The sequence below is a fragment of the Ensifer sp. ENS09 genome, assembly GCF_014852425.1.
Classification (GTDB): domain Bacteria; phylum Pseudomonadota; class Alphaproteobacteria; order Rhizobiales; family Rhizobiaceae; genus Ensifer.
Genome location: NZ_JACVBP010000004.1, coordinates 925,301 through 940,647, shown reverse-complemented (window position 1 = coordinate 940,647; position 15,347 = coordinate 925,301). Strand labels below are relative to the sequence as shown.

Sequence of the window (15,347 nt, the reverse complement as noted above, 5' to 3'; positions counted from 1 at the left end):
CCATCACCCGCACTTGGCCTACCCTCTGCATCCCCGGCCAGCGCCGGGCAGGCCAAGCGCTGATCTACATCACCAGGGGGTCAAAATTGGATGCCGATAAGGGGTGAATTTTGGACGCTGATTGACATCATGACCTTCTTCGGGGATCCAGATCGCCGAGCTTTACAGGTCGATGATGACATCCGCGATCGAGCCATAGGAACGCCTTGCTGTCAGACAGGAAAGGCGGCTGACCGAGCAACTCTCCCTCATCGGTCAGAAGACGGAGCGCGCAGATGGGATGGATTGATCGTCATTGTTGATAACGGCCAGCTCACGGGCAAGGCCACTTAGTCGTTTATAAACGCCCGAGAACTCTGCAATGCAGTTTGTCACGTGGCCTAGCCGAGCAGGCCATCGTTGAAGTAGCTTCGCCCTTCGTGAATGCCATAGTTTAGGTAGTGCTCAAGAGGATTCATGCCAGCCGCGGCGACGTCTGGGTTGAGTTCGAGATAGCCCACACTATCGAAAATCTTCGACGGATCACGTCCTTCGTGCCAGCCGTAATTCTTGTAATGCTCCAAAGGGTTCATGCCTGCTGCTGCAACGTCGGTGTATTTGGCGAGGTAGTCTGAGGTATCGAAAAAGGCATTGGGATCGCGGCCTTCATGCCAGCCGAACCGCGCGTAATGCTCCTCGGGATCGTAACTGCTCGCCGCCACATCCCTGTAGTTCCTGAAATAGAACATGTCGTCGACAAGAACGATGCCAGCATCGATCTTGCGGCCCTCGTAGATACCATACGAAAGATAGTGGGCGAGGGGGGTGATCCCGGCTGCCGCGACATCGGGATTCAGTCGTAGATAGTCATTTGTGTCAAAGACACTCGACGGATCTCGCCCTTCCTTCCAGCCATATAGCGCGTAGTGCTCCAGAGGATTCATGCCGACAGCGGCAACGTCTCGATATGTTTCAAGATAGGCCGAGGTATCGAAGAAGCCGTTGGGATCGCGGCCCTGTTGCCAACCAATTTGGTAATAATGATCCTCCGCCTCCATCGAGGCACGATAGACGTCATTGTTTTGGGTGAGGTAGAACATGTCGTCAACGAGTGGATTACCGTCGTCCTGGGTCACGATGTCATCCGAGAATTCCAGCATCTCGATTGAAAGGAGACGATCAAGTGCGCCTTTGTGTTCAATCACCATCGCGCCGCCGCGATAGGCGAATTTGATATCGAGCAGGCTGAAGTCGAAGCCGGCAGCATCCCAACCTTCCCCGCCAAGCAGCGTATCTGAACCGCCACTTCCTCTTAGTGTATCATGGCCGCCGCCACCGACAAGGATGTTATCCAGGACGTTGCCATTGAAAGTGTCGTTCCCATTTCCACCGATCGCGTTCTCTATAAGCGAGCGCGTATCGTTGTTGTGAAGCAACGCATTGGCGATATTGCCGATCGCCTTCTTCGTGCCATCAATGTGGAGATCCACTAACTGCGAGCTCGAGGTTCTCGTCCAACCGCCCGGCTGAAGGTCTACATTCACGCCCGTCGTGTAATTTGAGTAGTCGTAGGTATCAACGCCGCCGCCGTCCCAGACGGTGAGGAGGACGCGGTTTGCGCCGGGTGCGCCTTGGCCCAAGCCATTGATAAACATTTCCCCGGTCGTGGCGCTCCAGGAGTAAATCGTGTTGCCGCTTTGCGTGCTATAGTCAGCCCCGTACATGTGCTGCAACGCCGCGATGTCGTACATCATCAGCGATTGCGCGAAGCCCCATGATTCGTTCGTGTACCCGTCGTACGGTGACGCGCCTTCGTATGAGCTGTAGCTCATCACCGTGTATTCCATCGTATCACGAGAAGTCGGCATCAACATACCCTCGTGCGCATGGTCGAGGCCGAGGGCGTGCCCAAGCTCGTGCAAAAATGTTACATATGCGTAGTTGCCCTTCGCAGGAGCCGTATAGTCGCCGTAATTGGTGCCAAACCAAGCGTCGCCGGCTTCACCCCCGTCCGATGGAAAGTAAGCCCAAGCAGTTTCTGGGAGGCTGGATTGCGCGAGCCGCAGATCGGCGTGATGGGTCGTGCTTTCGGTAATTTCAGTGAACATCAGATTGGTCACTGATGAAAACTCAGTGAAGGCCGCGCGCGCTGCGGTCATCTGTGCCGAGTTGAGCGGGGCAAAGCCATTTACGGGCTCACCGCTTCCGTAAAAGCTCTCGTAGAAGGAACCGCTCGTTGGGAAGCTGAAGGTGAGGCTTTGCACTGCCCATTGCTCGATGCCCAGGATACCTCGAATGTAGGCGTCGTGGGAGAAAACTATAGACTGTGTTAGTGGCATGCATTCCTCGCTGGCAGTCCTAAGGTCGACGCGCGACTCTTGGTTTGTGTGCATGCACGTGCACATAGCGTCTAATCTGTTGCGGGAGCATGACCACGAATTCCCGCGAAAGTCGAGTGGGTGTCAATCGAATTTCCAATAGATTCCTGCAACCCTACAGACAGTTGCTTCAATGTTAGTTCAACAACTCGGCTCTTGTTTCGCTCCGCTCGCACTTGGCAAGGCTGGTAAAAATCGAAGATATCGGCGCTATCGTTCTTCGGAGATCCGACCTTGCTGCGATCTTCCACGTGGTTATCAAGTTAGCCGGGAGGGGGAGGGCTTCATCAGGTTCGGGACTTCCGGCTCTCGTCAAATCCGACGCTTATAGGCTTCGGTGTGCAGGGTGACCGTCGCCATCATCTCGTTCGGCAGCGGAGTGAGCGGGTTTTGCCTTGCGAATCACACGCCGACGGCCTCTTCAAACATGCGATCTTTGGAGTCGAGCATGAAGCAGCGGTTATGGGCCAGTTCAATCAGCGCGTCGGCGACTTCGCTTTCGGTCAGCCGGCGGCTTCACCATATTCAGCGACCGATTGGAAAACGTCTTCCATCGCCATCTGACAATCGAGATCTTGATCCGGATATGAGCCCGTGCATTTCGGGGATAGATATCTCGGATGTTTTGCCATGACGGACCTTCTCTAATCCGTAGTAGAGCGCACCAGGCTATCCTCAAGCTTTCGCTAAAACGCTTGCGACTCTACCGCGGTGCCATTCGTCAATGTGGCATGGCTAAAACCGCGAGGAAAGCATCACAGCCAGCGTCGCAGGCAGATCCGATGCAGCGCCGCGTCGATCCTTGCGTCGCTAGCTCCGCGGCTGGCTGTGCGCTCTGTAAGAGCCCAATGTCTAGCCGGGCCGTCGAGAACGACCACACCTTCGACCTACACGATCGCGACACCCGCGTTCTAGCGGCGGCGTGCCCTCGAACTGGTCGTGGCCGGTCACTGCGGTGCGCCTCGATGTCTGCATTGCGCGCACGTTGACGTAGGTTCGCATGTATTTTCGTTTATTCGCAAACCGTGAGGGTACGTTCCGCAACATTCGCTCTTGGCACACCGGCCTTTCACGCCTAATAAATCTTAGTAAGTAAGCGAAATGCGCCGTCCTACATTGCTTTTCGAGGGTTTTGCTTCATCACAGGAAGCCAATCACTGAGCTGTTCTCCCTTGGGCAGCTGGTCAATTCTTCTCACATTATTTAAGAGAAATCCATGCTGTCAGACCGACAACTTCAACGATGTGTGAACAGGGTGTGACGCGTGGCATCTAGTATGTTTGATCGGCGACGACCACTAGTCGCTGCCGCCTTGCGTTCAACTCGGCGGGCCTTCTTTGGCGTGGCGGCGCTGAGCGCCGCTACCAATCTTCTGATGCTGACCGGGCCTCTTTTCATGATGCAAGTCTATGACCGGGTGCTGGCAAGTCGCAGCGTGCCGACGCTGGTGGCTCTCTCGGTGCTGGCGCTCGGTCTATATGCGTTTCTCGGGCATCTAGAGGTTATTCGCGCCCGAATCCTCACCCAGATCGGGCAGAGGCTCGAAGAGCAGCTCGGTGGCCCGACCTTCGAGGCAGTGCTGAAGTTGCCCCTTCGCATGTCGAAGAGGGAGGCTATTTCCCAACCGCTGCACGATCTCGACCAGATCCGACAGTTCATGAGCGGCCAGGGCCCGATCGCGATTTGCGACATGCCGTGGCTTCCCATCTATATGGCGATCCTGTTTCTGTTCCATGCGTATCTCGGTTGGCTGGCGGTGGCCGGCGTCGTGTTCCTGATCGCTCTTACGCTGATCAGCGAATTTGTCCTGCGTGCGCCGATGCAGCGTCTGGCCCAGTTGGCGTCCATGAGGGCGGAATTCATCGAGGCTGGGCGCCGCAATGCCGAGGCGCTCCGCGCAATGGGCATGACAGGTGCCTATTCAGCGAAATGGCACACAGCCAATGCGGACTATGTGGACGTGCAGCGACGCACGAACGACGCGACCAGCAGTTTCGGCACGACATCGAAGATTTTTCGTCTGGCGTTGCAATCGGCCGTGTTGGCGCTCGGCGCCTGGCTGGCGATCTACCAGCTTGCCTCACCCGGCGCGATGATCGCAGCCTCGATCCTGACGTCGCGGGCGCTTGCCCCGATCGAACAGGCGATCGGTCAGTGGCGTGGCTTCGTGAACGCCCGTCAGGCGCGTCGCCGGCTCGAGGACATCCTTGGCACGTTTGCGGAAGGCAGTCAGCCGATGCCGCTGCCTGCGCCGAAGCGCAGGCTCGATGTGTCGGGTCTCGCTGTTCTGGCGCCCGGCACGATCGCGCCGCTCGTGCGCGACATCTCTTTCCAGCTATCCGCCGGACAGGGGCTCGGCATCATCGGCCCGAGCGGATCGGGAAAGTCGGCGCTCGCGAGAGCACTCGTCGGGGTCTGGCCGCCGGCCCGTGGGACCATCCGCCTTGATGGCGCCGAACTGAACAATTTTGAGCCCGAAGCAATCGGCGCCGCGATTGGCTATCTGCCGCAAGGTGTCGAACTATTCAACGGCACGATCGCCGAGAACATCAGCCGCTTTGCCGATAGTGCCGAACCGGCGGCAATCATCGAGGCGGCCACGCAAGCTGGCGTACATGAGCTGGTCCTCTCCATGCCGGATGGTTACGACACCCGCATCGGTGTTGCAGGAGCAATCCTTTCGGCCGGTCAGCGCCAGCGGATCGGCCTTGCGCGCGCGCTCTATGGCAAACCGTTCTTGATCGTGCTCGACGAGCCGAACGCCAGTCTCGATGCCGAGGGCGAAGTCGGGCTGACCAGCGCCATTATCGCGGCGCGCGAGGGCGGCTCGATCGTGATAGTCATTGCCCATCGCCCCAATGCGCTGGCCGCGGTCGACCAGGTGCTGGTTATGACAAAGGGTCGCATGGTTGCGGTCGGTCCACGCGACGAAGTCCTGCGCAAGACCACTGTGCGCGCCGTTCCGGAGAGAGCATGATGACGGCTGAGACAAGCAAGGCATCGCGCGCGATCCGGCACTACATGCTGATCAGCGGTGTGTCGATTGCGGTTCTCGTTGTTGGTGCTGGTGGTTGGGCTGCGACCAGCAAGCTGTCGGGCGCCGTCGTCGGCATGGGAACCGTTGTCGTCGAAGGCAACGTCAAGCGCATCCAGCATAGGGAAGGCGGTATCGTCGCCGAGATCCGGGTGCGCGATGGCAGCCAGGTGAGTGCCGGCGAGCTATTGGTCCGCCTCGACGACACCGTGACCCGCGCCAACCTGGCGATGGTGAGCAAGCAGATCGACCAGCTGGTCGCCCGTTCGATGCGGTTGACGGCCGAGCGCGACAATGCGGCGGAGGTCGTGGTCCCGGAGGAGCTGAACAAGCGCCTCTACCAGCCCGAGATCGCCGACTATGTACAGTCCGAACGCGCGCTGTTCGTTGCCCGCCGGGAAACGATCGATGGCCAAAAAGCACAGCTGCAGCAGCGCATCGGACAGTTGCAGCAGGAAACCGACGGCCTGACCGCACGCCGGTCGGCGAAGGACGATGAACTGAGGCTGATTGAACAGGAGGTCGCCGGCATATCGACCCTGCACGACAAGGGGTTAATGCCGTTCTCGCGCCTGGCAGAGCTGCAGCGAATGCGTGCGCAGCATTCTGGCGAGCGCGGACAGCTCACCGCCGAGATCGCACGCATTGCCACCCGTCGGACGGAGACTGAACTGCAGATTTTGCAGCTTGACCAGGATCGCCGCTCCGAAGCGCTGACCGAACTGCGTGATGTCGACAACAAGCTGGCAGAACTCATCGAGCAACAGATCGCCGCTCAGGAACAGCTGAAACGCGTCGATCTTCTGGCGCCACAGGACGGCATCGTTCACGAGCTGGCCGTACACACGGTTGGCGGCGTCATTGCGCCTGGGGAGACGATCATGCAGGTCGTGCCGGTCAATGACAGCCTGATAGTCGAGGCCAAAGTGCAACCGGCCGACATCGACCAACTCCACACCGGCCAAACCGTGGTCCTGCGGTTTTCCGCGTTCAATCAACGCACGACGCCGGAGATCGGCGGCACCATTAGCACGATCGGCGCCAATCATAGCAGTAATCCGCAAACCGGCGAGACCTGGTACAGCGTCCGCATCAAGATCTCGAAGCCGGAACTCGAACGCCTGAGAGGGCTGACGTTACACGCTGGCATGCCGGTGGAAACGTTCATCCAGACTGGTGAGCGGACAGCTTTGTCTTATCTTATTAAGCCATTCTCAGATCAGATGCATCGAGCGATGCGCGAGGAATAGAGCTAGGTGGCATGATTCCTCTGCGAAGTTGGGGCGCTCGACACGGCGGGCTGAGCTGGCGCGGGTACCCGATCGCCTGAGGGTTCCCCTCGACATTTGCGGCGTTTCTGATCGGACGAGTTTGAGGCTGGCGCGGTAGAAGAAGCTTGCAAGCCGGGAGTGAACATCTCGGCGATCGCGCGGCGGATCGGTATCATGCCGTCGCGAGCTCCTGGAGGCTGGCGAGCCTGGCCAGATTGGGGCGAATGAAGTCAAGCAGAGCTCAGGGACCGGTGCGAGCCCCGTCGTTGAAATCCTCATCGGAAGGGTTGTCGTGCGCGCCGGCGCAGATATCGACGAGGCGCATTTGCAGCGGGTCATCCGAGCGGTGCGGTCGGCATGATACCGGCGCGCGTGAAAGTCTTTCTTGCGAGCCACCCGATCTACTTCCGCAGGGGGCCGGACAGTTTGTTGTCGCTGGTACGGGGTGCTGGCGCCGATCCGTTCAACGGTGCGCTTTCTGTCTTCCGAGCCAACGGGCCCAATTATCAACATTCTGCATACGGTTTTCGTTTTGCGACGATCGCATATCCTTGGCATCCCCTGTTCGGGAGAAAGGTGCAGGTCTCGCCATATCGGCGCGGCAAGAGCCTGATGTCGATCTATACGGACGAGAGGCCCGATCTTTCCCGTGAGTTGCCGAACTGGATGTTCGACGAGAGCTATTGCGGCGAGACGAGACTTGGACCACCCGAGATCAGCATCGCTGGTCTTAATGAATTGGCCGCCGCCTTAGCAACATTCGGCGCGACTCGGGCAAGAGGCGCAAGATCCCGTCCTTCGAGGAAGAAGGAGAAGGGTGATGCGAAGCAGGCGACATCAAAATCGCGACCAGCTCGTCCTACAGCTGGAGCGTCAAAATCTTCAGGTTCCGCTCAAGAACGTCAAAGGGTTAGTGGAAGCGCTGGCGGATCTTCTGCTGGAAGCTTTGGAGGTGAACAGGGCGGCGAAGACGGGAGGCGCAGATGAAAACAAAGATCCACGTCTGACCATCTCTGCCGCGTCGCTGTGGTCTACGTCCGTCAGTCAACCATGGCGCAAGTGACAGGCAATCTCGAAAGCCAGCGCCGGCAGTATGATCTGGCTGCAGCCGCCGCAGCGGCCGGCTTTGCATCGGTAACTGTAATCGATGACGACCTCGGCCGCTCTGGCTCAGGCAGCACGGAACGGCCGGGATTTGAACGGCTTCTGGCCCTGGTTTGCTCCGGCAATGTCGGAGCAGTCTATTGCATCGAAGCGCCCCGCCTAGCTCGCAATGGGCGGGACTGGCATCATCTCATCGACCTCTGCGCACTGGCTGGAACGCTGGTGATCGATCCGGATGGCGCCTACGATCCGCGGCTCGTCAATGATCGTCTGCTGCCTGGGCTGAAGGGCACGATGTCGGAATACGAGCTGAGCTTAATGCGTCAGCGCGGCATCGCCGCACGTGACTCAAAAGCGAAAAGCGGGGAGTTCCGCTTCATGCATCCTCCGGGTCTCTGCTGGAGTGAGGTCGGCAAAATCGAAATTGATCCGGATGAACATGTCGCTGAGACGATCAGGTGATCTGAACCCTTCAAACTGGACCGATGTTGGTTAGAGTTTTCCGGTGATTTTTCCTGGCTGGGGAAGGAACGGGCGACGTCAACCTCACCAGTGCTAAGGGCAGCCACCCGAGCGGCCGGGTTCTCTATCACCCGGAAGCCGACCGTCAGCCAGGCGGGCTTGCCGCCCCAATAGCCGTCGTTGCGGGTAAGCTTCAAGCTTTCGCCGGCGGCACCGTTGGTCTCGATGACCACCGTCAGCGGATCGGGTGCAGAAACCGCCTTGATGCCGCTGACAGACGAACGAAAGCCACCGCTCGGGGGCTTCAGGAAATCCCGGATGCGCTCGATCGAATAGACAACATCCTCGGCATCGAAGACGGAGCCGTCATGAAACCGGACGCCATCGCGGAGCTTGAACTCCCATTGCGTCGAGGAAGTGCGTGCCAGGAGGCAGCAAGCCCTGGTTTAAGCTCGAGACCCTCGTCCTGATACACCAGTCGCTCATAGATATGGGAGAGCAGCGAGGTGTTCTCGTTGAGGTTGGCGTAGTGCGGATCGAGCGTCATCAGCTTGTAGGAGGTGGCGATGCGCACTTCGCCCGCTTCCTGCGCCCCGGCGGGCACAGACAACGACGAGCCGAGCGAGACGGACAGGAGAAACGCCGGCAACAGGCGCTTACGAAAAGGTCTTCCCAGTTTCATGTGCAATTCCCTTTTGTTTTTGACAGAGTCAGAGGCTCGTGCCGAAGGGGCTCCGGCGCGGGGTCATTCGGAGATTGCTTAAATGCCGGCGGCGGGCTGCGAGCGCGCCGCTTGCGATGCGGCGAACACCTTCAGTCGCTGAGGCGTGGCGAGGGTTCAGCTGCCGTGTCGATTTTGAGCAAATCAGCCAAGACGGTACGGATTTGCGGCCAGGGTTCGTCCACACAGGTCGACGAAGGCTGGCCGCGGTTCACGATCGCGTCGAGTTTGGCGATGACGCCGGGAGCGACGTCACAGGAACCGGCCACAACGCTTGGGCGGCTAATTCCTCCGCCAGCGCTGCGCGGTCCTCGTCCTCGAGCGCGTCATTGTAGGCGCTGCGTCCATCGCGCTCAGCTGAAGACGACGGCTCGCCTGAGAACAGGGCGATCTCGAGCTGTTGCTGATGGTGGGTCGATTCGCTCAGGCGAGTCCAGGCGGCACGCCAATGCTGCCAGGCTGCGACCGCAGGGTCATTGGTGCAACCGCTAAACCCTGACTTTCGATGGGCCGCAACGTGCGGATATGTGGGTAAACACGCCGGCACCGAGGAATGAAAATCTCCTCGCGTGACGGTAGGCAAAGTTCTGCTATTGTCGGAATCAGCCATGATCCGAGCTCCCTATAGCTTGGTTTTGGTCAGATCGAACAGGTGTTACCGCACCTGTTCGATCGCCGGGTCATTCTTCCTACAATATGTCGGAGGTCAATCAGAAAGTTTGCCTTGAGTAACTTACTTCTTACGATGGAGCAGTGCCGTGGAGCACGGGCAATGTTGGGCTGGAGCCAGGCAGAGCTCGCCAAGGCAGCAAACGTGTCTCGCCAGACTATCGCCGATTTTGAAAGGGGAGCTCACGTACCGATCGTCAACAACCTCGCAAGCATCGTAGCGGCGTTGGAGAAGGCAGGAATTGAGATTATTCCGGCAAATGGTGGCGGCGTAGGCATCCGCTTCAAACGGTCATCTTAAGTAGGTGGATTACTGGCTCTTCTGCATGCGATGCGCTTCACAGGCGCACAAATACGCGCCGCTCCTGTGCGTGGAGCGCTAAAGGGCTCGCCAAGGCAACTGATATCGGAGTCGCCACCGTAGGCCGAGCAGAAACTGAAGATGGAGCTGCATCCCTAACATTCGCGAACTTGAAGGCCATACGGCACGTGTTGGAAGGTCCCGGTATCGAATTCATCCCTGAAAATGGGGGCAGCGTCGGCGTTTGTTTCAAGAAGTCGAGCTCGGGATCTTCCGTTGATGGCGTTTGATCCGGCTACCAAAGAGACAACTCTTGAAAGGAAGACCCTCGCCAATCTTAACTGGAGCCGAGGTTCGCGCAGAGCTGGCGAATGCAGCCAGTGTGGGACTGTCCATATTCGACGAGCGGAAGAGGAATACTGATATCAGCGACTCCTTCATCGAACTCACGTTTGATCCGCAACGCTCTGGAAGCAATGATGCTGACCGGAGTTGGAGGGCTATTCCACCTTTAAGCGATTGTTGACCCAACGCGACCGAAAGTCCGGAATCGAGGCACGCTAACCGTGCACAATCGCGTGAGGGCACTATGAATTTTCACAGCCTGTGTCATCAATACCTTCGCCTGTGAAGTCGAACGCTCAGACGGAAGGCCCCTTGTGCTCGAAAGCCCATAGGACCTTCATTTTAGGAAGCTTCTTCAACAGTGAGGATTGCGCCTCGAACTGGCTTGCCTGTGACAGGGTTCCAACGGTTGACACCCCGGCCCACGCTACCCTAGCATCCCTCCCGCCGAGGGGTGCACTGTCACAGTGCTGAGATGGCGGTGAGCCAGACCCTTGAACCTGATCCGGATCATACCGGCGTAGGAACGGCGAGGGCCCTTCTGCTCACCAGCTGTCTTTGCGCTTACCGACCGGATCTCCGTCCATGTCCGGGAGGTCGCTTTGCTCGTGTCTGTTTTTGACTCAATCCAAAAAGGCTCAAGGCTCATGCAGGTGGGGCGATGACCGCGATCGCCGTTACCATCGCAGGTTCGGATTCCGGCGGCGGGGCCGGCATCCAGGCGGATCTGAAGACGTTCTCGGCGCTCGGAGTTTATGGCGCAAGCGTGATCACCGCGGTCACGGCGCAGAATACCCGTGGGGTCTCTGCGGTGGAGGATATCTCCCCGACCGTCGTTGCGGCTCAGATCGACGCGGTATTTTCGGATCTCGCCGTGGGAGCGGTGAAAATAGGCATGGTCTCGCGGCGCGAGACGATCGCGGTGATCGCGGCTGGTCTTAAGCGCTACGACCGGCTGGCTGTCATCGACCCGGTGATGGTGGCAACCTCCGGCGATCACCTGATGCGCCGGGACGCGATCGCGACGCTCAAGGAGGAGTTGCTGCCGCTGGCACTCATTCTGACGCCGAACCTGCCCGAGGCGGCGCTGTTGACCGGACGGGCGATCGCTGAAACCGAGACCGAGATCGCACGCCAGGCCGAGATGCTTCTGAAACTCGGTGCGCGTTCGGTGCTGATGAAGGGCGGGCATGGCAAGGGCAAGGACGCGACCGACGTTCTCTTTGGTCAGGGGGACGTCCTCAACCTGTCGCGACCGCGGATCGAAAGCAGCAATGATCATGGCACCGGGTGCACGCTCTCTGCGGCAATCGCCGCGGGGCTTGCCAAGGGCAAGCCGATTGACCATGCGGTCGTCGCCGCCAAGGCCTACTTGCATGACGCGGTGGTCGCTGCCGATCGTCTGACTATCGGACAGGGGCGGGGGCCGGTGCATCATTTTCATCATTGGTGGGGCGACAGCCGCAACCAGAGCACAGCGTCTTCGGACGGGGCCTAAGCAGACGGCCGCCTCGGACGAATGACTAGATATGGCTATGCGCAGTAGCATGGCGTTCATTGCATCTCAGGCCACTGCAGCGCTTGGCAGGGCCGATTGCTCGCCCTTGAGCATCTTGCGATAGAGCGCCACATGTTCGCGCGCGCAATCGACGTGGCTCGTCGGTCGCCGAAGTGTCGCACGCAGATTGTCCCATGCCCGCGGGGCGGCCAACACGTCGATCAGCCGGTCGGCCAGATCCTGGGCGCTGCCGGCGCGGAAGTGATAGCCATCCAGCCGGTCGCGAACCTTTTCGGCCATGCCGCCGATGTCGGAGCAGAGGATCGGCCGGCCGTGATGCAATGCTTCCTGGATGACGACGGGAGAATTCTCCCACCAGACCGAGGGCATCACCACCCAATCGACCGATCGCATCAGCCGCGGCATGTCCTGGTTCTGGTAGGCGCCGTAGAAGCGCACACGGCGACCGGCGTCTTCGATCAGTTTGGCCACCTTCTCCTGATAGTCTTTCGGCTGGCGCTCGAGGTTGCCGCCAAAAATCATCAGCGAGGAATCGTCGCCCCACACGTCATCGGGCACACGCGATACGGCGTCGATCAACACGTGAACGCCCTTGAATGGCGTCATCTGCCCGAAATAGGCAAAGCGGTTGCGTCGCGCCGTCGGCGATGGCAATTCGCGGGCCGGCGCCTTGTCGCCCATGACGATGCCGTTCTCGATCACGAAGATTTTTGCGGCTTCGAGCCCCCATTCGACATAGCGGTTGGCGAGAAAGGCGCTGGGCGCGATGAAGGCATCGGCGAGATTGAGCATGCCGCGCACGAACTGTTCGCGGCGAACGAAGCGCGACACCGGGATTTCGGGGAAGCACGTGTGGCAGCTGATCGGTGAGGCGCCGTTGCAAAGCTGGCCCGAGGGGCGTTTCACCATTTGCCCGTGATTGTGGCAGATCGGCAGATACTCATGGAACGTCACGACGATGCGTGCGTTGGGCAGGGCATCACGAACGGCATAGAGCGCTTCCAGGCCGAAGCCGAGAATATGATGGAAGTGAATTACGTCCGGCTTGATGTCACCGACGAAGCGCAAGAGGTCGCGGCGGATCGCGTCCGTATCGCCGTTGGAGAGGAAGAAATGGTCGAAGTCTTCGGCGTGGTAGAGCACTTCGTCCATGGCGAGACGCAGGCTCATCAGCGCGGACGCGCCATGGCGCGGAACCGGATTGCCGACGCGGGCGAGGTAGATCGATTCCACACCGGGCAGGCCGTTAAGCGCCTTGTGAAGGCCATGCGAGGCAATTTCCGCTCCGCCAAGGGAGTGGGTTGGGTGGCCATGGGAGACCACGAGTACGCGGAGTTTTTCGCTCATGCGCCAGCCCCTTCAAAGATTGTCTTTGCGGTTTCGGAGGCGGGCGTCCATCGGGCGCGGAACAGCGTCCGATCGACGCGTTCCACGAAGCGCGCGGTGGCGGCAGAGCCTGCTCCGGGCACCTCGTCGGATCCCACCATCTGCAGGGAAGGAAGCCAGTAGGCTTCGTAGCCCTTTCCGCTGAGGCGAAGGGCGAGGTCGAGGCCCTTCAGCGCCGCGCCGAGATAGGTCGGCGACAGGCCTGCGTCCTCCATAAGCGCTTCACGCGGCAGGATGCAGCAATCGAGCGATGCGGCTGCGACCCGCGTCAGCTTGAGGCGATTGACGGCGCCGACGGGATAGCCGGCGTAGCGGCTCGATTGCAGATGGTCGGGGCGATCGAGCGACGTGCTGCCGGCCCAGCGGATAGAGTGATCTTCATAGGCAAGGGTTGGCGAAATGATGCTTCCCGTGTTTGCCTCGTAGGCGGCAACGAGTGCCTGGTACCACCCGGCATTGGCTGGCGTCAGCGACGCGGAAATCAGAACGACCGCGTCGCTGTTTACGCTTTCGGCGGCCGCTTGCGCCAGGTCACATGCATCGTCGGCGCCTTCGACGGAAATGAGCCGCAGCGGCAAACGATAGAATTCGGAGAGTTGACGGATGTGGACCGCGTGCCTTCGGAACCGCTCGGACTGGAGCACGAGCGCGATCGGCGCACGACGCGTTTGGGGATCAAGCGCGAGCAGCCCCAAAAGCGGTGCGAAATCCGTTTCGGTTTCTCCGGCGATAAGAAGGATGGCGGTACCCTCAGCCTGGTCGAAGGGGCCCATGTCGACAACGGTCTCGATGGTCGGTGCGGTGCTGCGCGCCGCCGTCAGGAAAGGGACGATCTGCCGGTCGATAATATCGGGCAGGGCCCAGCTTGTCGGATCGATCGAGCCAAGCAGCCGCAAGGCGGCGGCGCGAGCCGGCAGCCGCACGGGGAAAAGTGGCATGTAGGCGCGGCGGGCATCGCCAAGGGTGAGTTCGAGGTGAACTGGCCCTTCTGCCTCGCCACCAAGCGGCTCGACTTGAACGATGAAGCCATGGGACCGGCGATGGCCGGAAATCGCGCTTTTGAATTCCGGCCGATCGACGAAGGCCTCTTCGACGTCGGACCGTTCGGTGCGGGTCCAGGCTGCGTCCAGCCGCGCTCCGCCGCCCTGTTGGCAAAGTCGCGCGCTTTCAACATGCCCATCGGGGTCTAAAATCCAGCCCGAAATCAGGAAGGCACCATCCTCACCCTGGTAGAGTGCATCCACGCCAAGGCGGACAGGAACCGGAAGGCTCGAGATCGTCTCGGTGCCATCGTATCCGCTCGCGGCATCGCGCAGGCGAAGCATGACCTGCGGCGAGCTCTGGCTCTGGAGCAGCATCGCGCGGATATGGCCGGGTGTCTCGAGCGGACCGGTCACCACCCGGCGTTCGTGGAGCCCGGCATAACGCCAAGCGCCACGGCCGCGATAGAATATGCCCTTGATGTCGCGCGCTCGGGGCAGATCGTTTGCGGACAGCAGGCCGACGAAGCCAGCCGCACCGTCAGGGGCGTCGTTGCGCTGGAAAATGGCGACGTTGCAATCGGCAAGGACGGTATCGTCACCCTTGACGATCGCCCGGCAGACGCCGGCGGGCAGGTCGCGCGCCCATCCTTTCAGGGCGATGGTCCCGTCATGCCCCTCGCCGAGCAGTTCGATGTATCCGTCGCTCGCCGCTCCGGTTTTAAGCAGGGTCGTGATGGCCGCGAGCCGTTGATCGGCATGCGGCGGTTTGATCAGCACGTCGACCAGGCGACCGAGCACGTGTACCAGTTGCGGACCGGCGAAATCCTTCAGCATCGCCGTGACTTCACCAATCGAAGCGGCGCGTGGCGCGACCATGTAGCGCTTGCCGTTACCCGCCGTGCCGAAGCGCAGGGTCGTCGGCAGACGATCAGAGCCATCGAGCAGCAACAGCGCGGCAAAGCCATGTGTGGCGGAAGCCTGGGGCGCTGCCAGCCGCCAGCCGACGACCGACGCCATGACCTGGCTTGACGCATCTTCATTGATCTCGACCGGCAACTGATCGGCCATCGGGCCACCGGTACCGATAACGAGAAGTATTGTTTCGTCGATCGGGCAGGCCATAATGCGTCCACCGCGCGCAATACGGCCAAGCGGTGCAGGGCTTGCGGAAAGGCTGAGTTCCGTACTGGGCATG

The 15,347-nt window shown here is 60.0% G+C and carries 9 protein-coding genes, 1 pseudogene and 1 riboswitch; of the genes and pseudogenes, 6 read left to right on the top strand and 4 right to left on the bottom strand.

From position 1 onward, the window contains the following. Positions 1–380 precede the first annotated feature (380 nt). Positions 381–2,318 carry a M10 family metallopeptidase gene (locus IB267_RS24575; RefSeq protein ID WP_192449991.1) on the bottom strand — a complete coding sequence of 646 codons (1,938 nt, stop codon included), beginning with the start codon at positions 2,316–2,318 and terminating at the stop codon, positions 381–383. A 1,315-nt stretch (positions 2,319–3,633) separates the two neighbouring features. On the opposite strand from IB267_RS24575, the gene IB267_RS24570 reads away from it, so the two are divergent. The 4 genes from IB267_RS24570 (at position 3,634) to IB267_RS24555 (ending at position 8,228) form a co-directional block, all read left to right on the top strand. Then, positions 3,634–5,334 carry a type I secretion system permease/ATPase gene (locus tag IB267_RS24570; RefSeq protein WP_192449990.1) on the top strand — a complete coding sequence of 567 codons (1,701 nt, stop codon included), beginning with the start codon at positions 3,634–3,636 and terminating at the stop codon, positions 5,332–5,334. Continuing rightward, positions 5,331–6,641, top strand: coding sequence for an HlyD family type I secretion periplasmic adaptor subunit (locus IB267_RS24565; protein ID WP_246810805.1), 1,311 nt, complete (start codon positions 5,331–5,333; stop codon positions 6,639–6,641). Before IB267_RS24570 ends, IB267_RS24565 begins: the two co-directional genes overlap by 4 nt. Positions 6,642–7,482: 841 nt before the next feature. Continuing rightward, positions 7,483–7,725, top strand: coding sequence for a hypothetical protein (locus tag IB267_RS24560; RefSeq protein ID WP_192449989.1), 243 nt, complete (start codon positions 7,483–7,485; stop codon positions 7,723–7,725). Next, entirely contained in the window at positions 7,713–8,228 is a 516-nt protein-coding gene (locus tag IB267_RS24555; RefSeq protein ID WP_246810804.1) for a recombinase family protein, read from the top strand. Before IB267_RS24560 ends, IB267_RS24555 begins: the two co-directional genes overlap by 13 nt. 50 nt (positions 8,229–8,278) lie before the next feature. Here the strand turns inward: IB267_RS24555 and IB267_RS24550 are convergent. Then, positions 8,279–8,910 (bottom strand): annotated as a pseudogene (locus IB267_RS24550) (ABC transporter substrate-binding protein); the annotation flags it as partial. A gap of 784 nt (positions 8,911–9,694) precedes the next feature. Between IB267_RS24550 and IB267_RS24545 the strand changes: the two are divergent. Together IB267_RS24545 and thiD are read left to right on the top strand one after the other, a co-directional pair. Then, entirely contained in the window at positions 9,695–9,919 is a 225-nt protein-coding gene (locus tag IB267_RS24545) for a helix-turn-helix transcriptional regulator (RefSeq protein WP_082584667.1), read from the top strand. A 785-nt stretch (positions 9,920–10,704) separates the two neighbouring features. Beyond that, positions 10,705–10,808: riboswitch (TPP riboswitch) on the top strand. A gap of 117 nt (positions 10,809–10,925) precedes the next feature. Next, positions 10,926–11,762, top strand: coding sequence for a bifunctional hydroxymethylpyrimidine kinase/phosphomethylpyrimidine kinase (thiD, locus tag IB267_RS24540; protein ID WP_192449988.1), 837 nt, complete (start codon positions 10,926–10,928; stop codon positions 11,760–11,762). A gap of 66 nt (positions 11,763–11,828) precedes the next feature. Here thiD and IB267_RS24535 read toward each other — a convergent pair whose 3' ends face one another. Together IB267_RS24535 and IB267_RS24530 are read right to left on the bottom strand one after the other, a co-directional pair. Then, positions 11,829–13,130 carry a glycosyltransferase family 4 protein gene (locus IB267_RS24535; protein WP_192449987.1) on the bottom strand — a complete coding sequence of 434 codons (1,302 nt, stop codon included), beginning with the start codon at positions 13,128–13,130 and terminating at the stop codon, positions 11,829–11,831. Next, entirely contained in the window at positions 13,127–15,346 is a 2,220-nt protein-coding gene (locus IB267_RS24530) for a hypothetical protein (RefSeq protein WP_192449986.1), read from the bottom strand. The genes IB267_RS24535 and IB267_RS24530 overlap by 4 nt, the downstream gene beginning before the upstream one ends. Between the last annotated feature and the right edge of the window lies 1 nt (position 15,347).

Bases quoted from the DNA above. Each gene is read 5' to 3' on its own strand.
- IB267_RS24575 (WP_192449991.1), bottom strand. From the start codon at position 2,318: ATGCCACTAACACAGTCTATAGTTTTCTCCCACGACGCCTACATTCGA.
- IB267_RS24570 (WP_192449990.1), top strand. From the start codon at position 3,634: ATGTTTGATCGGCGACGACCACTAGTCGCTGCCGCCTTGCGTTCAACT.
- IB267_RS24565 (WP_246810805.1), top strand. From the start codon at position 5,331: ATGATGACGGCTGAGACAAGCAAGGCATCGCGCGCGATCCGGCACTAC.
- IB267_RS24560 (WP_192449989.1), top strand. From the start codon at position 7,483: ATGCGAAGCAGGCGACATCAAAATCGCGACCAGCTCGTCCTACAGCTG.
- IB267_RS24555 (WP_246810804.1), top strand. From the start codon at position 7,713: ATGGCGCAAGTGACAGGCAATCTCGAAAGCCAGCGCCGGCAGTATGAT.
- IB267_RS24545 (WP_082584667.1), top strand. From the start codon at position 9,695: ATGGAGCAGTGCCGTGGAGCACGGGCAATGTTGGGCTGGAGCCAGGCA.
- thiD (WP_192449988.1), top strand. From the start codon at position 10,926: ATGACCGCGATCGCCGTTACCATCGCAGGTTCGGATTCCGGCGGCGGG.
- IB267_RS24535 (WP_192449987.1), bottom strand. From the start codon at position 13,130: ATGAGCGAAAAACTCCGCGTACTCGTGGTCTCCCATGGCCACCCAACC.
- IB267_RS24530 (WP_192449986.1), bottom strand. From the start codon at position 15,346: ATGCCCAGTACGGAACTCAGCCTTTCCGCAAGCCCTGCACCGCTTGGC.